General features: G+C 34.9%; 23 protein-coding genes. 8 read left to right on the top strand and 15 right to left on the bottom strand.

What is annotated here, in order from left to right; translation table 11 throughout:
* Positions 1-25: 25 nt before the first annotated feature.
* A complete protein-coding gene (locus NLJ82_RS02605) occupies positions 26-223 on the top strand; it encodes a hypothetical protein (protein ID WP_000063915.1) in 198 nt (65 codons plus the stop codon).
* 59 nt (positions 224-282) lie between these two features.
* On the opposite strand, the gene NLJ82_RS02600 is transcribed toward NLJ82_RS02605, so the two are convergent.
* The 8 genes from NLJ82_RS02600 to NLJ82_RS02565 all read right to left on the bottom strand — a co-directional run bounded on the left by NLJ82_RS02600 (position 283) and on the right by NLJ82_RS02565 (position 7,971).
* Positions 283-1,047, bottom strand: a complete 765-nt coding sequence (locus NLJ82_RS02600) for an HIRAN domain-containing protein (protein ID WP_000241070.1) — start codon at positions 1,045-1,047, stop codon at positions 283-285.
* A 2-nt stretch (positions 1,048-1,049) separates the two neighbouring features.
* Positions 1,050-1,895, bottom strand: a complete 846-nt coding sequence (locus NLJ82_RS02595; protein ID WP_000402988.1) for a HipA domain-containing protein — start codon at positions 1,893-1,895, stop codon at positions 1,050-1,052.
* 149 nt (positions 1,896-2,044) lie between these two features.
* The gene (gene truA, locus NLJ82_RS02590) at positions 2,045-2,782 is read right to left on the bottom strand and encodes a tRNA pseudouridine(38-40) synthase TruA (protein ID WP_001067307.1); all 738 of its coding nucleotides are present in this window, start codon (positions 2,780-2,782) and stop codon (positions 2,045-2,047) included.
* Positions 2,783-2,838: 56 nt separating this feature from the next.
* On the bottom strand, positions 2,839-4,218 hold the full coding sequence (rlmD, locus tag NLJ82_RS02585) for a 23S rRNA (uracil(1939)-C(5))-methyltransferase RlmD (protein ID WP_000615222.1): 1,380 nt from the start codon (positions 4,216-4,218) through the stop codon (positions 2,839-2,841).
* Between the two features lie 10 nt (positions 4,219-4,228).
* Positions 4,229-5,092, bottom strand: a complete 864-nt coding sequence (locus NLJ82_RS02580) for a DNA-3-methyladenine glycosylase family protein (RefSeq protein ID WP_000269439.1) — start codon at positions 5,090-5,092, stop codon at positions 4,229-4,231.
* A 59-nt stretch (positions 5,093-5,151) separates the two neighbouring features.
* Positions 5,152-5,934 (bottom strand): delta-lactam-biosynthetic de-N-acetylase, encoded by a 783-nt coding sequence (gene pdaA, locus NLJ82_RS02575; protein WP_000875959.1) that lies wholly within the window; start codon positions 5,932-5,934, stop codon positions 5,152-5,154.
* 127 nt (positions 5,935-6,061) lie between these two features.
* A complete protein-coding gene (gene fumA, locus NLJ82_RS02570; protein WP_000413498.1) occupies positions 6,062-7,582 on the bottom strand; it encodes a class I fumarate hydratase in 1,521 nt (506 codons plus the stop codon).
* A 206-nt stretch (positions 7,583-7,788) separates the two neighbouring features.
* Positions 7,789-7,971 (bottom strand): SE1561 family protein, encoded by a 183-nt coding sequence (locus tag NLJ82_RS02565; protein ID WP_000513558.1) that lies wholly within the window; start codon positions 7,969-7,971, stop codon positions 7,789-7,791.
* 213 nt (positions 7,972-8,184) lie between these two features.
* Here NLJ82_RS02565 and yfkAB point away from each other — a divergent pair, with 213 nt between their 5' ends.
* Positions 8,185-9,312 (top strand): radical SAM/CxCxxxxC motif protein YfkAB, encoded by a 1,128-nt coding sequence (yfkAB, locus tag NLJ82_RS02560; RefSeq protein ID WP_000156010.1) that lies wholly within the window; start codon positions 8,185-8,187, stop codon positions 9,310-9,312.
* A 34-nt stretch (positions 9,313-9,346) separates the two neighbouring features.
* Here the strand turns inward: yfkAB and NLJ82_RS02555 are convergent, their stop codons facing one another.
* Both NLJ82_RS02555 and cax read right to left on the bottom strand, forming a co-directional pair.
* Positions 9,347-10,144 carry a YfkD famly protein gene (locus tag NLJ82_RS02555; protein WP_001992424.1) on the bottom strand — a complete coding sequence of 266 codons (798 nt, stop codon included), beginning with the start codon at positions 10,142-10,144 and terminating at the stop codon, positions 9,347-9,349.
* An 81-nt stretch (positions 10,145-10,225) separates the two neighbouring features.
* Entirely contained in the window at positions 10,226-11,281 is a 1,056-nt protein-coding gene (cax, locus tag NLJ82_RS02550) for a calcium/proton exchanger (RefSeq protein ID WP_000482144.1), read from the bottom strand.
* 179 nt (positions 11,282-11,460) lie between these two features.
* Here cax and NLJ82_RS02545 point away from each other — a divergent pair, with 179 nt between their 5' ends.
* The 3 genes from NLJ82_RS02545 (at position 11,461) to NLJ82_RS02535 (ending at position 12,753) form a co-directional block, all read left to right on the top strand.
* Positions 11,461-11,877, top strand: coding sequence for a pyridoxamine 5'-phosphate oxidase family protein (locus NLJ82_RS02545; RefSeq protein WP_000550221.1), 417 nt, complete (start codon positions 11,461-11,463; stop codon positions 11,875-11,877).
* A 155-nt stretch (positions 11,878-12,032) separates the two neighbouring features.
* Positions 12,033-12,179, top strand: a complete 147-nt coding sequence (locus NLJ82_RS02540; RefSeq protein ID WP_000817786.1) for a BH0509 family protein — start codon at positions 12,033-12,035, stop codon at positions 12,177-12,179.
* Between the two features lie 145 nt (positions 12,180-12,324).
* Entirely contained in the window at positions 12,325-12,753 is a 429-nt protein-coding gene (locus NLJ82_RS02535; RefSeq protein ID WP_000100306.1) for an EamA family transporter, read from the top strand.
* A gap of 7 nt (positions 12,754-12,760) precedes the next feature.
* Here NLJ82_RS02535 and NLJ82_RS02530 read toward each other — a convergent pair whose 3' ends face one another.
* Positions 12,761-13,357, bottom strand: coding sequence for a DedA family protein (locus NLJ82_RS02530; RefSeq protein WP_000434856.1), 597 nt, complete (start codon positions 13,355-13,357; stop codon positions 12,761-12,763).
* 462 nt (positions 13,358-13,819) lie between these two features.
* Here NLJ82_RS02530 and NLJ82_RS02525 point away from each other — a divergent pair, with 462 nt between their 5' ends.
* Positions 13,820-16,582 carry a tetratricopeptide repeat protein gene (locus tag NLJ82_RS02525; RefSeq protein WP_000151442.1) on the top strand — a complete coding sequence of 921 codons (2,763 nt, stop codon included), beginning with the start codon at positions 13,820-13,822 and terminating at the stop codon, positions 16,580-16,582.
* Between the two features lie 42 nt (positions 16,583-16,624).
* On the opposite strand, the gene lepB is transcribed toward NLJ82_RS02525, so the two are convergent.
* Positions 16,625-17,161 (bottom strand): signal peptidase I, encoded by a 537-nt coding sequence (gene lepB / locus NLJ82_RS02520; RefSeq protein ID WP_000983298.1) that lies wholly within the window; start codon positions 17,159-17,161, stop codon positions 16,625-16,627.
* A 186-nt stretch (positions 17,162-17,347) separates the two neighbouring features.
* On the opposite strand from lepB, the gene NLJ82_RS02515 reads away from it, so the two are divergent.
* Positions 17,348-17,632, top strand: a complete 285-nt coding sequence (locus NLJ82_RS02515; RefSeq protein WP_000867043.1) for a hypothetical protein — start codon at positions 17,348-17,350, stop codon at positions 17,630-17,632.
* 53 nt (positions 17,633-17,685) lie between these two features.
* Here the strand turns inward: NLJ82_RS02515 and NLJ82_RS02510 are convergent, their stop codons facing one another.
* The gene (locus tag NLJ82_RS02510; RefSeq protein WP_001051052.1) at positions 17,686-18,366 is read right to left on the bottom strand and encodes a lysoplasmalogenase; all 681 of its coding nucleotides are present in this window, start codon (positions 18,364-18,366) and stop codon (positions 17,686-17,688) included.
* A 122-nt stretch (positions 18,367-18,488) separates the two neighbouring features.
* Entirely contained in the window at positions 18,489-19,439 is a 951-nt protein-coding gene (locus NLJ82_RS02505) for a DMT family transporter (protein ID WP_012644172.1), read from the bottom strand.
* Positions 19,440-19,710: 271 nt separating this feature from the next.
* Between NLJ82_RS02505 and NLJ82_RS02500 the strand changes: the two genes are divergently transcribed.
* A complete protein-coding gene (locus NLJ82_RS02500) occupies positions 19,711-21,636 on the top strand; it encodes a heavy metal translocating P-type ATPase (protein ID WP_254754630.1) in 1,926 nt (641 codons plus the stop codon).
* A gap of 184 nt (positions 21,637-21,820) precedes the next feature.
* On the opposite strand, the gene NLJ82_RS02495 is transcribed toward NLJ82_RS02500, so the two are convergent.
* A complete protein-coding gene (locus NLJ82_RS02495; RefSeq protein WP_001226530.1) occupies positions 21,821-22,690 on the bottom strand; it encodes a YihY/virulence factor BrkB family protein in 870 nt (289 codons plus the stop codon).
* Positions 22,691-22,693: the final 3 nt, after the last annotated feature.

Genomic DNA, 22,693 nt, shown 5'->3' with positions numbered 1-22,693 from the left:
AACATACTAGAAAGGAACGATATATATGAGTAATGATAACAAATTAAAGTTATTACAATACTTAGCCTTCTTCCCTACCATTGTATGTATGATGTTACTAGTTGATATAAATGCCTATCCTTATGCAAAGCTATTCGCAGCAATTAGCGGCTCCTTTGCGGCTATTATGCTTGCTGCTTTTTGGAATTTGAAGATACAGATGAAGAAAGAGAAATCTTCTTAACTAAACTTAAAAAGAAGTAAAACACAAGTTTTTTCACCTATCTCGTGTTTTACCTCTTTTTAATTTGTACAAACCTTCACTTCAAATCCCTCTTGGATCGGCAAAAAATTTAATAAAACATTCTTATCAACATTGTGATCCAAATAACCTTCTACTAAAATATTCATCCTTAATTGCGGAATAGCACCTGCATCAATTTTATCGATTTGAAGTTTATAGGTACATTCCTTATCTAATACTTCAGCAACAAACTCACTGTAAAAGGCTGGAACATACCCAAGTAAATTCTTTTCTTCTGTCTCTACTCTAACTGCAAAACTGTCCTGTTTATTCTTCGGTTCCCTCTTTAAGCATACAGGCGTTTCACTAGATAATGTTTCTAACAAAGCCTCTCCTTCATAATGCCTCCAACCAGCTACAAAAAAATCAAATCCAAATCGATTATCATCTATAAATATGGGAGCTACCATTTCATAGGAATCCGTAGCTAATCTTCCATTTGTAACACGCAATAAATCCATTTCTGTATAATCATTCGATAAACCATAACGCTTTAATAACTCATTAAAATCCGGACGCCCAGTACTTGGAAGGCGTCGAGAAAAAGCACTAAATAAGAAAGGAGAGTAATATGTTTTTTTTAGATCTGGAAATGCAAGATGCACACAATACCCTTGTTCTAAAGCCTCTTGCAATCCCCTATGCTTTTTTGATTTCTCATATTCAAAATAGTAACCAGTCTGATCATGATATAAATTCCCAATATGATAGCGCTGACGAGTTTCGATATTTTGCCAAATTAGCCACAATACAGATTTCACCATTTCTATACAGCCCCCTTATACCATTGTTCAAGCCATTTTGCTCTATATAACAATAGTTTTACTACCCATTTTTTATAATTTGAGGACATTATACAATGAGGAACCTCATCGATAACGGGCAGTAGATTATCATAACATAAATTGCTTATATGTTCAATATTCTGTTGCATATATGTAGGATACCTTTTTTTCAGCTCGTCTAAAAGAGTTATAATTTTCGGCTTTCTTTTCCCATTTACCTCAATAATTGTTTTAGAACGATTAGTAAATGCTTTAAACCTTACTTCATCCTTTAAACAAGCCATTATAACCTCCTCAGCTACATTAAAGCCCATTGAAGCACCATTATCATAAATAGGAGCAAACCTCACATCTCCCATTCTTTGAATTACTCCCCAGTTCTCACAATGCCTATCCTGATTAGCGATTAATGCATCAAACACACAAATAGAAATGAAATTTTCTTCCATATTAAAAGGAATTAATGATTGCATTATATTATCCAAATTATAGTCGTCTAATGTTCTTGGATCAAATTCTTCGACTACAGGCTGTAAAAGGTCACCACCATGAAAAAGCTCTTCCTTTCCATATTCAACAAAATTTTTCAGTAATATACCTTGTTCACCTTCATATATAGCTATCTCTGTATCCATTGTTTCTAATCCTAAAATTGTCCCCACTCCAGCCGCAATTTTTTCTGCCCAGATTTCCCCAGTTCCGGCTTTTGGTAATTTGAACAAATATAACTGTCCTGTTTCTGGATGTTTTACCCAGTGCTTCTCCCTAGTTCCAGAAGCTGTCTTTTCATTATCTATTTTCCATTTAGAAATATCTTTTATTTCCAACAGCTCCACACCTTCACTTAAAAATAAAGCAGAAGCCCCTTAGGTCTCCCGCTAATTTCTTACTATTTTTATTATAAATTACACATGCATCCATGTAAATTATTAACAAACACATTCTATTTTTTCAAACTGCTTATTCTATTCCATAATTAAAACTCAACATTCTCCAAATACAAACCACTTGCCTCAGCAAGGCAATTAATCTGATTACGTTGTTTCGCCTCTAAAATGTGTGGAATCGCCTCTGCATCTAATTGTCCTAATCCAACTTCAATTAATGCTCCAACAATTTTTCGTACCATGTTATGAAGGAATCCGTTACCACTTACTCTAATTTGTACAAATCCTGCCTCTTCCATCACATCAAGTGTATATACTTCTCGCACCATAGACTTTTTCTTTGATTTTGCATTTGAAAAAGCAGTAAAGTCATGTGAACCAACTAAATGTTTCGCAGCTTCTTTCATGCTTTTCACATTTAATTTTTTATTCACATGCATGCTGTATTTACGCATAAATGGGTTCGTATGCTCTTCATTCCAAATTTTATACAGATATGTTTTTGCTTTAGAATTGTAACGAGCATGGAATCGATCATGTACTTCTTCCACATTTGTAATGCTAATATCATTTGGCAAATATTGATTTAAATATTTTTTCACTTTATGTTCCACTAACTTCTCATCACTTTGAAAGTTAGCAACTTGATTCAAAGCATGTACACCAGCGTCTGTTCTACTACAACCGATAATTTCAATTTCTTTTCCGACCATTTCGGAAATGACACTTTCGATTTTTCCTTGAATCGTATTATCGTTATTACCGAGACGTTGCCATCCTTTAAAACGTGCACCATCGTACTGAATCGTTAATTTATAATTGTTCATTTTATTCTCCTTCATAGAAAATATTCCCTCATATCGTGAGGGAATATAAATACACTTTACTTTCTAACAAGCTTCACTACATTTTCTACATGAGCTGTATGCGGGAACATATCAACTGGTTGTACATATTCCACTTCATAGCTCTTCATTAACGCTTGTACATCACGTGCTAATGAAGAAGGGTTACAAGATACGTAAACAACTTGTTTCGGCTTCACTTTTAAAATTGTTTCCAGTAATTTATCATCGCAACCTGTACGAGGTGGATCGACAACAATTACATCTGGACGCCATCCTTCTTTTACCCATTTCGGTAGCCATTGTTCAGCTTTACCTGCTTCATATTTCGTATTTGTAAATCCGTGACGCTTCGCATTTTTTCTTGCGTCTGCAATTGCTTCTGGAATTACATCCATACCACGTACTTCCGCTGCATCATTTGCAAGCCAAAGTCCGATTGTACCAACACCACAATACGCATCTACAATTTTCTCATTGCCAGTTAAAGCAGCGGCTTTTTTCGCTTCATTGTATAAAACAACCGTTTGTTCTGGATTCAACTGGAAGAATGCACGTGCTGATAATTCAAATGATAAATCACCAAGTGTTTCTTGAATTACTTCTTTTCCAGCTAATTTAAATGTTTTATCACCGAAAATAACAGATGTTTTACGCCAGTTTACATTTTGCATAATTGATTTAACAGCTGGCATCTGTTTTTGTACTTCTGCAATAAATTGTTCTTTATTTGGCAACTCTTCTTTTGTTGTAATAAGTGTAACTTGTACTTCCCCTGTTTGAACTGCAGTACGTGTCACAATTGTACGTACTAAACCTTTTTGTTTTTTCTCATTGTAAATAGAAACATTTAATTTTTCTAAAATACGTCTTACAACTTTTGTCGCTTCATTCGTTGCTTTATGTTGAATCATACAATGAGCAATATCAATTAGCTGATGTGAATTTTGTTTATACAGTCCTGTAATAACCTTTTCGTCTTTACGCCCCACTTGTAGTTGACTCTTATTACGATAATGCCATGGATTTTCCATGCCAAGCGTCGGAAGAATTTTCTCTTCCAAACCGTTGTTCATATACTTCTGGAATGCTTGTACAACGATATCACGCTTTTGATTTAATTGTTCTTTATAGTCTAAATGTTGCAATTGGCAACCGCCACACTCTTCATATACCGGACATGGTGCTTTCACACGATGTGGTGAAGCTTTACGAACTTTTTTCACTTTCGCTTCAGCGAAGCCACGCTGAATTTTCGTTGTTTCTGCAACAACTTCTTCTCCTGGTAATGCCCCTGGAATGAAAACAACTTGTCTCTTAAAATAACCAACGCCTTCTCCGTTAATCCCAAGACGTTTAATTGTCACAGGGAACGTTTGACCAACTTCCAACTTACTCTCATGTTGCTTTTGTATCATTATTACACCTCTACTCTATACTTTTCCATAAATATAACGCTGCATAACTGCAGTATGGTTCACACTCTTGTTTCACTTTTTCTAAAAATGCATCATCAGGCTTATCATCTAATTGAAATACACCTTGTACTGCACGCTGAATCCCAATGTCCGCTTTCGGAAACATGTTTTTCCGTCCAAGCCCAAACATTAAAAAATTTTGCACTGTCCATGTACCAATCCCCCTAATTGGTAACAATTGTGCTGAAATCTCTTCTTCCGCCTTGGTTTCTATACTCGCTAAATTTAATGTACCGCTGGCAATACTTCGACCTAATCCTACTATATATTCAGCCTTTCGCTGACTAAACTTCTGCTCTCTCAATTCCTCTATTGAAATATTTGCTACTATTTCTGGAGTGGGGAAAAAGAATACACCGTTCTTTTCTGTTCCATATCGTTTCACAAACTGTTCTGTTAACACAGTAGCAAATTTCAAATTTATTTGTTGATGAATGATACAGCGAAGAAGACAAGCAAAATAATCAAATTCTAAAATAATTGGAGTATAAGCATATGTTTCAAATAGTGGACGTAATGATGTGTTTAAAAAATGATTTTGTATATCTTGAAACGGTTCATTCCAATGAAAAATGGCCCTCATTCGTTTCATAACTTTCTCTGGATCTCCTGTCTGACTAGAAATCCAAAACTGTGGATTTTGAACAGTACCAATCCCTTGCAGGCGAACAACAATCTGTTCCTCGTCTATACAAAGCGGGACATAAATAACTTTCTCATCTAATTGAATGACGTTAAGAGGATCAAAAGATAAACGTTTTAATACTTCTTCAAAATGATACGGATACTCTAACGTAACATGTTCGCTCCACATACGTTTCCCCATCCTTTTTACACATCATTATAGCATGAGAAAACCGCAAGCATACATGCTTACGGTTGATTGCTTTTTACTAAGTCATCTAGACTTTTAAAATGATACCCTTTCTCGCGCAAATCATCAATGATTTTTGCAAGTGCTTCTGCATTATCTTTTGATATTGCATGAAGTAATAAAATAGATCCTGGATGAATCATCGTCATAACATTATTATGCGCATATTGCCATCCTCTTTGCTGATCTACTTTCCAATCCAAAAATGCAAGTGACCAAAATACATTATAATAGCCCATTTCTTTCGTAAGAGCTAACGTTCTTTCACTAAATACGCCGCGCGGAGGACGTACATATTTCACTTCTTTTTGCCCAGTTACTTTTTTAATTTCTTCCGTTACACTCGTTAATTCTTCACGAAGTTTCTCATCATTTACCGCTGTAAAATCAGGATGACTCCAAGAATGGTTTCCAATAATATGTCCTTCATTCTTCATTCTTAACAATAAATCTTTTTGTGTTTTAATGTAATGCCCCGTTACAAAGAAAGTTGCTGGTACTTTTTTCTCTTTTAATACATCTAAGATTTTCCCTGTGTATCCATTCTCATATCCATTATCAAATGTTAAATAAATATCTTTTTTCTTCGTATCTCCTAAATAAAAACCACCATTTTTTTGTAATAAATCTGTATATAACTTTCCTGCATCTGGTACTGTTTCATTTTTAGGACGCGGGATTCCCCAGTTATGTGGGGTATTTGTATAAGCTAGTGCCGAAACTGGAACAAGTGCCATCATAATTGAAAAAATGAGACCGATATATAACCATTTATATTTCATAAATAGTCTCCTTTCCATATATAATCGTACTTGTAGTTTCTGTTGCCTTGCATTCTTTCATGCTGAACATGTTTTTCTATATATACCAAAAAAATGCATCTCGAATCATTCGAGATGCATTTTTTATTTACTTAAATACTGGCTCTTTAAAGCTAGCTAATTTTTCAAGTGATGTTTTATCAACATCTGCATGTAAGCTATTACCGTGGGAATCCATTGTTACAACTGCTTTAAATCCATCGATACGTAAATGCCACATTGCCTCTGGAATACCAAATTGTAAGAAATCAACATCTTTCACTTCTTTAATACATTCAGCATAATATTGCGCTGCACCACCGATTGCGTTTAAATATACACCGCCGTGTTCTTCTAAAGCCGCTAATGTTTTCGCACCCATACCGCCTTTTCCAATAACAGCGCGAATACCGAATTTCTTCATAATATCGCCTTGGTACGGTTCTTCACGAATACTTGTCGTTGGACCTGCCGCTTTAATTTGCCAATTGTCATTTTCATCTTTCACAACAACTGGACCACAGTGGTAAATAATTTGCCCATTTAGATCTACTGGACAATCGTTATCCATTAAATGCTTATGGATTGCGTCACGACCTGTATACATCATGCCATTAATTGTTACAACATCACCAACGCGAAGTTCACGAATTTGCTCTTCTGTAATTGGCGCTTGTAATACAATCTCACGTTGCTCTGTTTTTTCTTGTGCTTCTTGCTTCAGTGTATCGTCACCTTCTTGATATAACCAATCCATAATTTCACCTGTTTCAGGATGGATTGTTACACCAAGGCGACGATATGCCCAGCAATTATACGCCACAGATACGTAGAAGCTAGCTGGCAGACGGTTATACACGCCAATTTTACAGCCAAGTAAAGTTGTTTCTCCGCCAAATCCCATCGTACCAATGCCAAGCTTATTCGCATTTTCTAATACGTACTCTTCAAGTTGTTGTAACTCTGGAATTGGATTGACATCATCTAATGTACGGAATAATTGATTTTTTGCTAATTCGTAACCTGATGTGCGGTCTCCCCCGATACCAACACCAATTACACCTGCACTACATCCTTGACCTTGTGCTTGATATACTGCATGAAGAAGGCATTTACGAATCCCTTCTAAATCACGGCCAGCTCGTCCAAGTCCTTCTAATTCACATGGTAAGCTATACTGAATGTTTTTATTCTCACAGCCACCACCTTTTAGGATTAAACGTGCATCAATATAATCTTTTTCCCATTGCTCAAACTTAATAACTGGTGTACCTGGTCCTAAATTATTTCCACTATTGTCTCCAAAAAGAGAATCAACAGAATTTGGACGAAGTTTACCATCTTTTGTCGCCCGCTCAAGCGCATTATAGATAGCTTCCTTCAACTTTAATTGATTCAGACCAACTGGTGTATAAATTTTAAACGTTGGCATCCCTGTATCTTGGCAAATTGGTGAGATGTTATCATCAGCCATTTTAATATTATTTGTAATTGTGCCAAGTGCCATCGCAGAACGAGTCCCTGCATTTTCTCGCTCTTTCGCTTGTTGAATCGCACGACGAACATCTTTCGGTAAGTTCGTTGACGTTTCAACAATTAGTTGATACATGCTTTCTTGAAGCTTTTCCATTGTTACTTCCCCCTCAATTGTGAACGCTACCAAAACGTTATGAGCTGAAAATTTCATTGTTATGCTCTTTAGCTTTTTATTTGTTTCAAGCTATTCAAGCATAAATGAAATTTTTCACAACTTGATTATACCTCTTTTTCTATCGTCCTTCTATTATCCGCACAGAAAAAGGCTACCAAATTGGAATTGGCAGCCTTTTTAATATATTATTCGTCTTTTTTAAATTGCTCACATTTTAATTCTAATTCATCTAACATTGCAAGAAGACGATCTACATCTTCTAATTCTACTTCTTCAGGTTCAATTGTATCAATTACTTCAATGAACATATTTAAACGTTCTTTTAAATATACTAATTGTGTATCTTTATCTTGAATTGCTTTTCCCATGAAGGCACTCTCCTTTTAATTCGAGTTGCTTTTATTATACCGCAAAAATGATTACAATGGGTATGTAATTTCATCAATTTTGTCACGGTTATTCGCTATAATGTAAGCCCTCTCTCTTTTTCCTCTAAAAAGTTTCGCTTTATAAAAAGCACATATTCTTCTATTATAGAGAATGGACAAATTGTTATTTCAATAGTCAAAGGAGTATTTCATATGACGATATCACAAAAAATGAAGCCGATTACTCCTTCTTACGATCCATGGGAAGCGTATATGGACCTTGAAGAGTACGGCAAACTACTATTAACAAATGTTGAATTTACAACGACGACGTTATGCAATATGCGCTGTGAGCATTGCGCTGTTGGTTACACGTTACAGCCGAAAGACCCGAATCCGCTTCCGATGGATCTTTTATTAAAACGATTAGATGAGATTCCTCATTTACGTTCTTTAAGTATTACTGGCGGAGAACCTATGCTTTCAAAAAAATCCGTCGACAACTATGTAACACCACTCTTAAAATACGCCCACGAACGAGGTGTTCGCACTCAAATCAACTCAAACTTAACTATAGATTTAGCACGTTACGAACAAATTATTCCCTATTTAGACGTATTGCATATATCTCATAACTGGGGAACAATTGACGACTTCGTTGAAGGCGGATTTGCAATGATGGAGCGTAAACCTACGTATGAACAGCGTGCAAAATTATTTGAACGTATGATCACAAATAGTAAAGCTCTATCAGATGCAGGTGTACTCGTATCAGCCGAAACGATGTTGAATAAACGAACTCTACCACACATTGAGCATATTCATCGTCAAATCGTTGATGAAATGGGATGTAAACGTCATGAGGTTCACCCAATGTATCCAAGTGACTTCGCGAGTAATCTAGAGATTTTAACAAAAGCTGAAATTCGTGATGCAATTGAGCATTTACTAGAAATTCGCGATGAAAATGTATGGATGTTATTTGGAACTTTACCTTTCTATGCTTGTAGCGATGATGAGCGAGACATTGCCACATTTAAAAAATTACAAAAGAGCAAAAATGTAACTGTTCGTAACGATCCAGATGGCCGTTCTCGTTTAAATGTAAATATTTTTGATGGAAATATTATTGTAACGGACTTTGGTGATGTTCCACTTCTAGGTAACATTCAAACAAATACGTTACAAGAAGCGTATGAAAAATGGAGCGCTTCAAAAACAGCAAAATCATTAAGCTGTCACTGTCCAGCAGTAAAATGTCTTGGACCGAATGTTCTTGTAAAAAACAGCTACTATCCAACCGAAGATTTCTTATCAAAAACAGCAAATATTACATTATAAAAAAACGTCAGCTTATAAGCTGACGTTTTTTATCTTATTGCGAATGAGAAGAAGAAATGAATTTAAAATATAAATGATCATGAATTGGGATAGCGGCTCCAATTCCTTGAGAAGTAATATTTTTTACAACAAGCCTTTTTTGATTTCCTTTTAATACGAGATATACTTCTCCAAATGTTACTTTCCCTTTTTCATTTACTGCTGGTGTATAAGCATATAAATATCCAAGTTGACTCGGACTAATATTATACACACGCTCATGCCCTGTACCATAACCAATAGTCGTTTTAAATGAAAGTGGCAATTGTACTTTTTCAAGTGCTTTGAGAAGCATCATTTTTTTCACATCTGCAGCATCTTTCATATCTGCTGTTAAATCACCTTCAACCGTCTTTTGTGTTTCTTGCTTATAGCGTAGTGGATATAGGCGATCTCCTCCGCGATTATCGTACACATTGCGATTTACTTGTTTATATTCCCAATTAACCGATGTATCAATCGATTCATAATGTAAAGCCCATTGCCCTAAATAAATCTTTGCTCGGTACCCTACCGCAAGCGGCGCATTCGAAATTGTTGTTTCATTAAACATTCGAATTAAGTCCGGATTTTCAATTTTAATATTTGCTGTTTTTAATAATTCTTGAGCAAACTTACTCGGCTGTAAACGCGGTAAATCTTGCGCATCATTTGGAAACGTATTGTCTTTAGAAATATTTAAAACAGATGAAGGCATTTTTGTTTCTACTGTTGTCTTTGCAAAGCCACTGTTAGGAAATAATAAAATAAACGAGACCATAGTTGAAAGACATATGCTGTATACTCGTTTCACCTGTCTGGCTCCTTCCTACATAAAGGTATATATACTACTTCGTTTATTGTTTTCTCTGAGCACAATTGTTATGCCTATTTTTCATAATAAATAAAAACCAATTCCCATAATGACATACGCAGCTAATAAAGTACCGCCTTCAAACCAGTTTGTATCTCCATCATTTGAAATCGCAATCGTTAAGAAAACAGCTGTAATCATAGAAACAAGTTCTGGTATTGTAAATACTAAAGGCATCCTTTGCGTGAAAAACATAGAAAGCAGTACTAATACAGGAGCAACAAACATGGCAATTTGTAATGTAGAACCTATCGCAATCTCAACTGCAATATTTACTTTATTTTTATACGCCATAATAATTGCAGATGCATGTTCTGCTGCATTTCCAACAATCGCAACGATAATAACACCTATAAACAATTCTGACCAACCAAATGATTTTGCAACTGTCTCAAATGTATGCACGAGCGCCTCTGACACATAAGCTACCGCAATTGTTGCTATCGCTAAAATGAGTAATGCTTTCCCTTTCGACCACTCTGGTTCTTCCTCATGAGCGACTTCATCACTTTTATGCTGATATACACCACGGTGCGTAACTAACTTAAATAGCAATGCAGCAAGGTACATAATAATCATAATAATCGAGACACCTATACTTAACTGATACGTCTTTCCAGCGTCCATCTTCATTGAAAAAATCTCTGGAATAACAAATGCTACTACTACAGCAAAGATTAATAAAGCCGAATTATGCCTTGCATCATATACATTAAAACTTTGTCTCTTATATTTAAGCCCTCCCACAAAGAAGGATAGCCCTCCTACTAATAATAAATTTCCAAGTACAGAACCCGTTAAAGAAGCTAACACAACTTCAATTAATCCTGCCTGAAGGGCAAAAATTGAAATGATTAGTTCAACGGCATTACCGAAAGTAGCATTTAATAATCCACCTATTCTAGGACCAGATACAATTGCCAAACTTTCTGTCGCTCTCCCCATAAAACCCGCTAATGCGATAATCGTAATACAATACACAGCAAACATAATTGTTTGAGGCCAATGAAGTGTTTTCCCAAGTACAGACAGTGGTACACCTATAAGCGCCACGATAAGAAATATTTTATTAAACATGCTTTCCATCCTTCCATCGTATGTATTTCTCCTCGATATTATTATTATTCTTCTCCTAACTTGTCCGATTTCATCACAATTGCGTTTAAAAAATCGGATTGAAGAAAACAGTATGAAAGATATTTAAATTACCTTGTTGAAACAGACAGAATTATAAATTATGAAAAGGGGTTAAAATTATGCACTTAAAAGAAAAAATCGCAACTATTATTCAAGGTCAACGTACCGGTGTATTATCTACAGTACGAAATGAGAAACCTCATAGCGCCTTTATGATGTTTTTCCACGAAGATTTTGTACTGTATGTTGCAACAGATCGACAATCAAAAAAGATAACAGATATTAAAAACAATCCAAATGTACATGTTCTACTTGGTCGTGAAGGAAAAAAATTAGATGAAGATTATATTGAAGTGGAAGGCTTAGCCTCCATCGAGGAAGACTCCACATTAAAAAACAAGTTTTGGAATAATAGCTTAAAGCGTTGGTTACTCGGTCCTGAAGACCCTAATTATGTACTAATTAAAATCAACCCCGATACAATTTATTACATCGATGGTGCCGGTACGACGGAGCCCGAGTTTTTACGACTATAAAGTGAAACAAGCCCACCTTTATGTGGGCTTGTTTTGTCGAAAAGTTCTTCTGAAAAAAACAATAAAATAGGTGGAACTTTCTAAAGATTCTGTTATATAATAGCAGTAACTTAAATAAACTGTATTAAAACAGATTGAGAGGAGAAATAAAATTGATGAAAAGAGAAGAACGCAAAAACATGATTGAGTTTATCGAAAAGAAAAAAGGGATTGAGCGTGACGAATTATTATTTATGACAGACGATGAAGTAGAACATATTTATAATGTAACGTACTTTTTATATGAGGAAATTGCAGAGTAGTATAATAATCCCCACCTTATGAAAAATATAAGGTGGGGATTATTTCGTTATCTATCCAGCTCTTTGCGAGGCGGTAAAATCCCATTCACTTTATACGTGAGAATGATTTTCATGTATAATAATGTACGATTGGAGGAATTTTACTATGAGTTCATGGCTCTTATTCGCACTATTATCAGCAATTGCTGCTGCCCTTGTATCTATTTTCGGTAAAATCGGTTTAGATGGAATCGATGCCAATGTTGCTACGACGGTTCGTTCTATTATCATGGCATTATTTATGGTAGGCGTTATTATTATACAAGGTAAATTTCAAAATATTGGCGACGTACTTCTAAATAAAAAAGCACTGCTCTTTATCACATTAAGTGGGGTTGCAGGTGCTTCGTCATGGCTATTTTATTTTCTTGCCCTTAAAACAGGAAAGGTTTCACAAGTAGCTCCTGTCGATAAATTAAGCGTCGTATTTTCTATCATTCTCGCTATGATTATACTCGGCGAAAAATTAAACTTTATGACTGGTATTGGTGTTGTCTTTATTACAGCTGGTGTACTATTTATCGCTTTCAGCTAAAAAACCGCTACTCGCGGTTTTTCTTTTTCTTTATGTAAAACCATACGACACATGTAACAACTACTGAAATGGATAAAATCCATATTCCATAATGATGCAAACTATACTCAACGAAACGCCACTTCTCTCCTAACTTCCAGCCAAGTCCAATAAAAACACTGATCCAAATAAGTGCACCACCGTAAGCGTACAAACAAAAACGCCAAAGTGTTAAATTCGACATCCCAGCAAAATACGCTGTTAAATGACGTACTCCTGGGATAAAATAACCAACTATTAAAAGAAATGGGCCATATTTTTCAAATAAAATATGTGTTTTTTCAATGTGATGTTCTTTAATTCTAATTTTCGGTCCATATTTTTTTAAAACAGGGAGTCCAAGTTTTAAACCTAATATGTAGCTTAATGTAATGCCTAACATCGCACCAGCCATCCCACTTAAAAACGCAGCAGTTCCTGACATAACGCCTTTTGAAACGTTATAACCAACGAAGGTCAATAAAAACTCGTCTGGTATCGGTAATCCAACAATCCCGCCAGCTAAAGCTATAATAATTCCAAAATACCCATAATGTGCGATTAACTCGCCAATATGTTGTTCCATTCGGAAGACACATCCTATACACGATCGTTATTCCACATTGTGCCCTTTCTATCTTTCAGACAAACATGGTATACATATTCACTATACATTGTTTTTATAATGAACTCTACTTCTATCCATTCCTTTAGCAGGCAGAAATTGAACTATTAATCAGTGACCTCGCTCATTCTTAGTACACATCAATCATGTGCTAGACTCCCGCCTTCTTTCCTTATATCCATCTCCTCTTGAAGGACTAATCTTACTATCCACAAATACCATGATTAAAAAATAAAAATTCATATGCTTGTTTTTTTGTTACAATAAAGGAAAGTTACTTTTCGCAACGGTTTAACTCTCAGGAAAAATGATATACCTAGCAAAAACACAGTTTGGTCGATATAATGCAACTTCTACCTATTAAAAGAACATGCACCCTTTACATACAACATCATTTTTCTAAATTATACAGGGGGAACGAACATGACCATTGAAAATCAATTTATCCAAAAGGTTTACTATAAAACATTTTTAACAGAAGAAACTTCTACTCCAGTATCAGAAGTACTCGGTGAAGCATATATAAATGAATCTACAAATGAATTCTCCAACATTTCTAATATTCGCTTTGCTCAAGGTGAATTTTATTACCAAAATAAAGACTTTGAAGCAGCGATATTTAAATGGGAGAAAGTAAATAACGAGCTTGCACTTTGGGCAACCAAAAATATTGCAGATGCTTATTTTGAACTAGGATTCTTACCAAAAGCAGAAGAAATGTATCAATCTATCCAAACGGAAGATACAACTCTTACAATGGAAGTTTCCTTACAACTTCTTTCTCTTTATATCGAACAAGATCGTTTAGGTCTAGCATTTAAAACGATTAGTGAAGCTGTTGCATTTCAACCTGACTATCCAAATATTACTTCAATTGCTCGCTCGTTCTATGAAAAACAAGAAGATTGGAATAATGCCATCGAACTTGCCGTTCAAGAAGGAATTCGAACAAAATCATTACACTGGTTCGATACTTTAATTAATTATGTGAATCAAGGATTTACGAAACAAATCAAACCAGAATATTTCTATGAATCTTTAAAAGCTTTATATGCAATTGATCAAGTCCAATTTAAGGAACTTGTTATCGCTCTTTGGAACAGCTATCAAAATGAAAAATCACATCTACCTTGGATTCAAACAATCAATCATTTATTCTTACATATTGAGACAGACAACAATGACGATTGGCATGAAATTGTTGAACGCTATCAAGATACGTACTTTGAATTAATTACTGGTGAACATTTCATGCATGAAATGCAAGGACTTGTACCTGACTTATTAACAAATTGGTTTAGTTTAACGAGAGCAAAAGACGCCCTATTCGTCTCTGCTGCAGTGTTAGCGTGGAATGAAGTTTCACCTACAACTTTAGAGTCATTACTCGTAAAAAGTGCGGGAGTCCTACTCTCTAATTCAACAGCTGAAACAAATGTGAATATGGAAACTGTTTCTCATTTATTCGAAACAATTGCTGTATGGGCTGAAAAAAATGATGTAGATTTAAGTCATCAATTTACGTTACTCGTTCATGAACTATGTGATTTAAATGTTACAAAATTACTAATTTCGGGAACTAGTGACTATGATAAATTATCATTCGTCAATTCAATATTAGGAGAGAACATCTTAACTGAAACTATAACAACTCCTATTCTATTTAAAGATGATAGCCAAACTGAAATAACAGAATTCACTGCGTTAGATGTGCACAATATACCGAACTTTGATGAATTCCATCAAATAATGGCTACACCTGAACAATCAGAACTTGAGAACAAATGTATAGAAATTAAATTACCAAGTAGATTTTTGAGAAAGAATAAATTTGCATTTCTTGTTACACCATCTGTTCGAGGACAAGTGGATAAAAACAGCTCATATTTTGAATACTTACAAGCCGCAGATAGCCTTATTTACGTATTAAATTCTGCTTCATCGTTACATGGTGAAGAACTTGATACATTACTTTATTTACGTGAACAAGTACCAAACTTACAAATTCATTTCGTATTACATACAAATAGTGCGGATACGAATGAAAAACTAATGAGTAAGATGAAAGTCCATTTCCCAAATGCGCAGTTCTTCCCATACTCTCCTTCACAAGAGGGGAGCCAACAACTTGGGGACGTGACAGAGTCTATTCTTTCTAATCTAGCAGAACGCGATATAGAACAAGAACGTATCGAAAAACTAATATGGTTTACTCAAAAGACAATCGCATACCTTGTAAATGAACGTGTGGAATTAGAAAATACATTAGTCAAATCAGTACGCTGGAATAAACATATCTCAGTAAAACTAAACGGATTTATTAACAATCTTACTGCTCTTGAAAAAGATAAAATTCGTTCTATTACAGAATCTTATCTTTTAACGAAAGAAGAAATCACAAGAGATATCCATTCTCAAATTCCTGAATTATTACAGAGCTGCTCTGACCTTGTTCAAGAAGATAGTGATTTCAAATTAGTTCATGAAGAATTAAATACTGCGATGAACGAACGAATTCAAAAACATGTACAGCAAGTGCTTCTCCCTAAATTTACTGGGTTTATTCAAGAGTGGATTGAAACAGCGCATAATGAATTTATTCAAGCTCAATCGTATTTAGATGAAATGAGTGAAACCTTTAATAAATTATATAAAGAAGAACGTATGAAACTTCCTTGCGATTTCAAATTACTAGATGATTGGCATCGAGATGTTGTACGTATGACAAATAGAATTACAGTATCGAACATCAATATTTTATTACGCTTTACACCGACACAATTTTTCTTAAAGAGTGCAGGAAAACTATTTGGTAACATGCAAAAAAATCAATCTATGCTTGCAAATAAATATAAACAATACATTGAAACGGAAGACTATACGGAAATTGCTCAAATAATCTCAAAACAATTCTTCCTTCAATTTGAAGTATTTGAAGGCGCATTAGAACGAGATATCATGATGTTCTTTAAAGATCCACTTAGCATATTGAAACAAAATGTAGAAGCCGCTCAACTTGAAATACAGGAAGACGAGCAAACATTAGCAACGTTAAGAAGCAATCCAGAAACTTATCACGATCCGTTAGCATTCTTTAAACTGCAACTATTGCAGCACAAATTCGTTTTAAGTACGCACAAAAACAATGAAGACGTCTATGAATTTAATGAGTCTCCTACGATTTAACATAAAAAACCAAGCAAACTGAAATTTGCTTGGTTTTTTACTTTAATTCATTATTTTCATATGTTCAAATGGATAATAAATTGCTGCTAATTCTCCTAATACATCAGCTTTATCAATGAGTCCTAAACCATTTCTACTATCTCTGCTTATTAAGCGATTATCTCCCATAACAAAAATCTTATTTTTAGGAACTGTAATCGGTCCAAAGTCCTCCGTTAAATTCATAAGTTTTTTTTCAGCTTGTTTTTTATTACTATACAAATACGCTTCCTCTATCACTTCATGATTCACATATAATTGATCATTTCTCACCTCAATAACATCGCCAGGCAAACCAATAACCCTTTTCACATAAAAATTATCTGTCTTTACAACAATAATATCTTCTCTCCCATAACTTTCAAATTGCTTTGCCAACTTATTCACAATCACCTTATCCCCATCTTGTAACGTTGGCTTCATAGACGCCCCTTTTACAGTCGTAGGAAAAAATACGAAAATTTTCGCCAAAAGCACGAGCAAACAAGCAATTGCAATTGTTCCAAAGAATTCACGCAAACGTTTTTTCTTTTGCATCATTCCACCATCTCATCGTCTTTTTACTTTTATTATAAAGACTTCAACTGTATATTTTCCACAAGATTCTGAATTAAGAAATTATAATATTACAAAAATACAAATAATAATATTCAAGAATGTATTATTTTGATATACTATACCTTGCATTTATCATTATATTTTTAGTTACTTAGGAGGACTTTTTCTATGAAAGTTATGCTTAAAAATGAAAATACCGGTCAAATTAAACAAGCAAAAATTGGTTTTAGTTGGACTGTATTTTTCTTTGGTTTCTTCCCTGCTATATTCCGTGGAGACTGGAAATGGTTTTTAATTATTTTAGTCGCTAGTATGTTTACATTCGGATTCTCTAACTTAGTCTTCTGCTTTATTTACAACAAGCTTTACATCAATGATTTATTATCCCAAGGTTATAAAGCAGCAGATGAATACAGCCTTTCTGCTCTACAACAAAAAAACATTGTAGCATAGTAACAAAAAAGATACTCTTCAAATAGTCTATCCACTATTCGAAGAGTATCTTTTTATATTCCCACATATACAATACACATTTGAGCCGCTACATATGTAAACCAAATCCAAAGTGGTTCATACTTTAATTTGCGCCCTCCAATATCTGTCACGCCAATAATAAAATCAGAAATCACAAATAGTAAACCACCAAAAGCTGGTATCCACCATATTCCTGTATTCTCATAGTATAAGGCGAATGCAAAGCAAGCCATTCCTCCAACCCACAATCCGTAAATTAGCGCCCCTATCGTAAACAATTTATCTTGTTTCTCATTTCGAATAAAAAAGAACCATCCTATAATGAGAAAGAGTCCGTATACGAGTAAACCAATCCAAAAACCATTCCATGAAATGCCTGTTTGCAAAAATGCTTTTACATAAAAACAATGTGCAAGCGCGAAAGTAATCATCCCTCCAATTAGCCTGTGACCAATTGGAATTAAACCTGCCATAAATAAATCCCCTACAGTTGATAACGTCATACCTAGTGCAACCCACGTACTATAATCTACTGATGGATCTTGTAACCATATCCAAATTGCACTTGCTGTTAAAGAAAAACTAAGAATAAGACGCACCGCTAAAGGTAACGGCATATTATTTCTTTTCTTTTTTGTCTGTCCTATTGCATAAATTACACCAATTAAAAAAAGAATGATTTGTGCAATTAACACCATGTAAAGTAGATTCATAACACGTTCTCCCCAATAAATGCTTTTTGTATCTTTTTTCGTTATACCTAGTCTATTATCCTTTTTCTACATAAAAAAAGAAGAACAGTACTGTTCTTCCATTGTAATCAGTTTCCTGTTATTTATGCTACTTGTTTTTCTTGCTCCATTTTCTGCTTAGCTGGCGTACGATTCACCACGATAATTCCCGCGGCTACACATGCTAAACCAAATAATACAAATGAATGAATTGCTTCTCCTAAAATCATGCTCGATAATAACACACCAAATACGGGTATAAAGAACATGTACATTGATACTTTTCCAACTTTGTTGTACTTCATAATCGTATTCCAAATACAAAAGCCTGCTGCGGATAAGAAAGATAAGTAGATAAGCATTAGTATTGCATGTATACTAAATGTAAATGGCATAACTCCAACTTGCAAACCCCCTATACATAATAGCCCGATAGAACCAAAAATCATTTGGTATGCTGTCATATAGCCAACATCTAATGTTTTACTACCTTCTTTCGCCAATATATTCCCATACGAGTACAACATTGCTGCAATCAGAAGTAATAAACTACCAATTCCGAAATGGAATGACAAACTACCATCACTCGGTACATTTACTAAAACGACACCACAAAATCCGATAGAGACTCCAATTATTTTTTTCATATTGAGCGCATCGTCTTTATATAAGAAGTGCGCAAGTAAAATTTGAAAGAATGATGATGTTCCTGAAATTATAGCTCCTTCAATGCCAGAACTATAACTCATTCCAATATAAAAACATATATATTGAAGAAATGTTTGAAATAAGCCAATTTGTACTAACTGCTTCCCCGTTCCTTTTTTGAAGCTCATATCTTTTCCTAACGCTTTAAAGAAGAATAAAAGCATAACCCCAGATAAGAAGAAACGATAACCAGCAAATAATATTTGCTCCCCAACTTCTTGTGGCTGAATTCCAAGTTCAGCATAACTTAATTTAATAAAAGGGAATGCGCTTCCCCATAAAAAAGTCGCTACTATTGCAGCAATAAATACGCCAATCGGATGGGTAAAAAATTTCTCTGTCTTCACTTGTTGTCTTCCTTTCCGATCTTTTTTACGAACAATATTCATATATACCAAAGGAAGTGTGAAAACACAAGTTTTCAGTTTATATGCAAACAAAAACATATCATCTAACGAAAACATATGCTATACTATAGAATAATTACAACATAATAACTGTTAAAAACAGATTCAACAGAAATGCTGCTATCCATTATGGATGGCAGCTTTCGTCGTTTTATAGGGGTTTCGATTTTGATTATTTTTCTCAATAAGAATTTGGAAGGAGCGAGTAGTAATGAACTCAGAAGTAAAAACATTACAAGTACAAAAGTCTATTTCTCATCCCTCTTTATGGGATACATTAAAGAAACATTATGAACTTATATTTGCAATCGCATCTGGTATTTTCATTTTAGCTGGTTGGTTATTCACAAAGAACGATGTAATGAATGTAGGCATTACTTGCTATATCCTTGCTTATATAGTTGGTGGATATGCAAAAGCAAAAGAAGGTATTGAAGATACAATTGAGGAGAAAGAGCTAAATGTCGAAATGCTTATGCTCCTTGCTGCTATCGGCGCTGCAATTATTGGCTACTGGGCAGAAGGCGCGATTTTAATCTTTATCTTCGCACTAAGCGGTGCTATGGAATCTTATACATTAAGTAAAAGTCAAAAAGAAATTTCAGCGCTTCTTGATCTACAACCTGAAGAAGCATTACGTATTTCAAATGGAACTGAAGAACGTGTTCCTGTTGGACGATTACAAATTAACGACATTATTCTAATTAAACCAGGGGAGCGCGTTCCTGCTGACGGTACGATTCATAGCGGTGAAACAAATATCGATGAGGCAGCGATTACTGGTGAACCTATTCCAAATGAAAAAAAATATGGTGATGAAGTATTTGCTGGTACTGTAAATTTACGCGGCGCTATCGAAGTTACAATTACGAAGCCGAGCGATCAAACATTATTCCAAAAGATTATTCGTCTCGTTCAAAGTGCACAAAGTGAAAAATCACCATCACAGCTATTCATCGAAAAGTTTGAAGGAACATATGTAAAAGGTGTACTACTCGTTGTTGCGCTTATGATGTTCGTCCCTCATTTCTTACTAGATTGGAGCTGGAATGAAACGTTTTATCGCGCTATGATCTTACTTGTAGTCGCATCTCCTTGTGCACTCGTTGCTGCCATTACACCAGCAACGTTATCTGCTATTTCTAACGGCGCAAGAAACGGAATTCTCTTTAAAGGTGGCATACATTTAGAGCGTCTCGCTTCAGTAAAAGCAATTGCTTTTGATAAAACAGGAACATTAACAGAAGGAAAACCTACTGTAACAGATGTATATGTTCGAGAAAATATGACAGAAAAAGAAGTACTTTCTATTACAGCAGCAATTGAAAGTCACTCTACACATCCTTTAGCTGAATCTATTGTGAAGTATGCACAACATGCGTATGACATTACATTAAAAAAACCAGAAAACGTTGAAGATGTAACTGGTTTTGGGCTAAAAGGAACATTCGAAAACAAAGCTTATAAAATAGGTAAAGCTGATTTTATCGGTGAAGAAACAAAGACATTTCATAATGGTATTTCTGCTTCCCTTGAAAAAGAAGGTAAAACTGTCGTTTATATTAGTGACGAAGATGGTATCCTTGGACTTATCGCTTTAAAAGATACACTTCGCCAAGAAACGATAGCTGCTATTCGCGAATTACAAAGCATCGGTGTCGAAGCAACTATGATTACTGGTGATAATGAAGAAACAGCAAAAGCAATTGCCTCTGAAAGTAATATAAAGGAATATTACGCATCATGCTTACCAGAAACAAAAGTGGAAACGATTAAAAAGCTAAAAGAAAAATACGGGACAGTAGCAATGGTCGGAGATGGTATAAATGATGCCCCTGCACTCGCTACTGCTAGCATTGGTGTAGCAATGGGTGAAGGAACAGACGTAGCTTTAGAAACGGCAGACGTTGTACTTATGAAGAACGAATTATCTCGCCTTTCACAAGCAATCCGTTTATCAAAACGAATGAACCGTATTGTAAAGCAAAACGTAATCTTTTCACTAGCTGTAATTGCAATGCTGATTTGTTCAAACTTCATGCAATTTTTAGCTCTTCCATTCGGTGTTATCGGGCATGAGGGAAGTACGATTCTTGTTATTTTAAATGGCTTACGATTATTAAAAGGAAACAATTAAAACGGGTCCCTCATAAAGGACCCGTTTTTTCTAATGGTAGCTATTATGCCCGTTTGCACTACCACTCGTTTTATGCTTTGGATGCGAACTACTCTTTTGTTTATTGTTATTTTTATTGTTGTGATTCTTTTTATTATTACTCATGAAATATCCCCCCTGTTCCCTATTATTATGGAACAAGAGCTCACTTTTCATTACGGGAATTATTGTCACCCGTTCTATAATGATGGAGTAAACCATTAATTTCACCGCCAAGTAAAATTACCCATCCAGTTAAGTAAAACCATAACATTAAAATAATAATACCACCGAGACCACCATATGTATTGGCGTAATTCGCAAACTTATCTACATAATAAGCAAATGAGTACGATACCACAATCCATCCTACAGTAGCAAATGTTGCTCCTGAAATGACTTCTCTTCTTTTTAATTTTCGATCTGGTGCAAATGTATATAAAAAACTAAACAATGCAAATAACACGAAGAAACTCGCTACTAAACGCGTAATACTCCACACGTAAGAAAAACTATCCGATAAACCAATTGCTTTAAATACAGCTGCCCCAATGACTTGTCCAAACACTGGAACAATTAGTGCAAACACAATCATAAAAATAATCGCTAATGTAAATACAATTGATAACGCCCTCGTTTTAATAAAAGAACGTGTTTCTGTTACATCATACGCACGGTTAAAAGCATTCATCACCGCATTTACACCATTTGAAGCAAACCATAGCATTGATAATAAACCAAATGATAATAAACCACCATTTTGCTCATTTACAACTTTATCCACGTTTACTTCAATTAAAGACATTGCATCTTCGGGTACGTACGGTTCTAATAAGTTGAGCACACTTTCTGTTTGAAGGTCAATGAATCCAAGAAGCGTAATTAAGAAAACAAGCCCAGGAAAAATCGCAAGCAAGAAGAAATAAGCGAGCTGTGCTGCCAAGCCCGCTACATCATCGCGCATCGTTCGGTCATATAAATCTTTACCAAACGAATAAGTACGATTTCTTCTCACCTTTTCTAAAATTTTTCTCATATA

The organism is Bacillus paranthracis (genome assembly GCF_024296885.1).
Taxonomy (GTDB): Bacteria; Bacillota; Bacilli; order Bacillales; family Bacillaceae_G; genus Bacillus_A; species Bacillus_A paranthracis.
This window is presented reverse-complemented; position numbering and strand designations above follow the sequence as displayed.

Bases quoted from the DNA above. Each gene is read 5' to 3' on its own strand.
- lepB (WP_000983298.1), bottom strand. From the start codon at position 17,161: ATGATGCAAAAGAAAAAACGTTTGCGTGAATTCTTTGGAACAATTGCA.
- yfkAB (WP_000156010.1), top strand. From the start codon at position 8,185: ATGACGATATCACAAAAAATGAAGCCGATTACTCCTTCTTACGATCCA.
- NLJ82_RS02545 (WP_000550221.1), top strand. From the start codon at position 11,461: ATGCACTTAAAAGAAAAAATCGCAACTATTATTCAAGGTCAACGTACC.
- NLJ82_RS02515 (WP_000867043.1), top strand. From the start codon at position 17,348: ATGAAAGTTATGCTTAAAAATGAAAATACCGGTCAAATTAAACAAGCA.
- NLJ82_RS02500 (WP_254754630.1), top strand. From the start codon at position 19,711: ATGAACTCAGAAGTAAAAACATTACAAGTACAAAAGTCTATTTCTCAT.
- NLJ82_RS02565 (WP_000513558.1), bottom strand. From the start codon at position 7,971: ATGGGAAAAGCAATTCAAGATAAAGATACACAATTAGTATATTTAAAA.
- truA (WP_001067307.1), bottom strand. From the start codon at position 2,782: ATGAACAATTATAAATTAACGATTCAGTACGATGGTGCACGTTTTAAA.
- NLJ82_RS02495 (WP_001226530.1), bottom strand. From the start codon at position 22,690: ATGAGAAAAATTTTAGAAAAGGTGAGAAGAAATCGTACTTATTCGTTT.
- NLJ82_RS02525 (WP_000151442.1), top strand. From the start codon at position 13,820: ATGACCATTGAAAATCAATTTATCCAAAAGGTTTACTATAAAACATTT.
- NLJ82_RS02605 (WP_000063915.1), top strand. From the start codon at position 26: ATGAGTAATGATAACAAATTAAAGTTATTACAATACTTAGCCTTCTTC.
- fumA (WP_000413498.1), bottom strand. From the start codon at position 7,582: ATGGAAAAGCTTCAAGAAAGCATGTATCAACTAATTGTTGAAACGTCA.
- cax (WP_000482144.1), bottom strand. From the start codon at position 11,281: ATGTTTAATAAAATATTTCTTATCGTGGCGCTTATAGGTGTACCACTG.
- NLJ82_RS02535 (WP_000100306.1), top strand. From the start codon at position 12,325: ATGAGTTCATGGCTCTTATTCGCACTATTATCAGCAATTGCTGCTGCC.
- NLJ82_RS02510 (WP_001051052.1), bottom strand. From the start codon at position 18,366: ATGAATCTACTTTACATGGTGTTAATTGCACAAATCATTCTTTTTTTA.
- NLJ82_RS02600 (WP_000241070.1), bottom strand. From the start codon at position 1,047: ATGGTGAAATCTGTATTGTGGCTAATTTGGCAAAATATCGAAACTCGT.
- NLJ82_RS02540 (WP_000817786.1), top strand. From the start codon at position 12,033: ATGAAAAGAGAAGAACGCAAAAACATGATTGAGTTTATCGAAAAGAAA.
- rlmD (WP_000615222.1), bottom strand. From the start codon at position 4,218: ATGATACAAAAGCAACATGAGAGTAAGTTGGAAGTTGGTCAAACGTTC.
- pdaA (WP_000875959.1), bottom strand. From the start codon at position 5,934: ATGAAATATAAATGGTTATATATCGGTCTCATTTTTTCAATTATGATG.
- NLJ82_RS02580 (WP_000269439.1), bottom strand. From the start codon at position 5,092: ATGTGGAGCGAACATGTTACGTTAGAGTATCCGTATCATTTTGAAGAA.
- NLJ82_RS02530 (WP_000434856.1), bottom strand. From the start codon at position 13,357: ATGGAACAACATATTGGCGAGTTAATCGCACATTATGGGTATTTTGGA.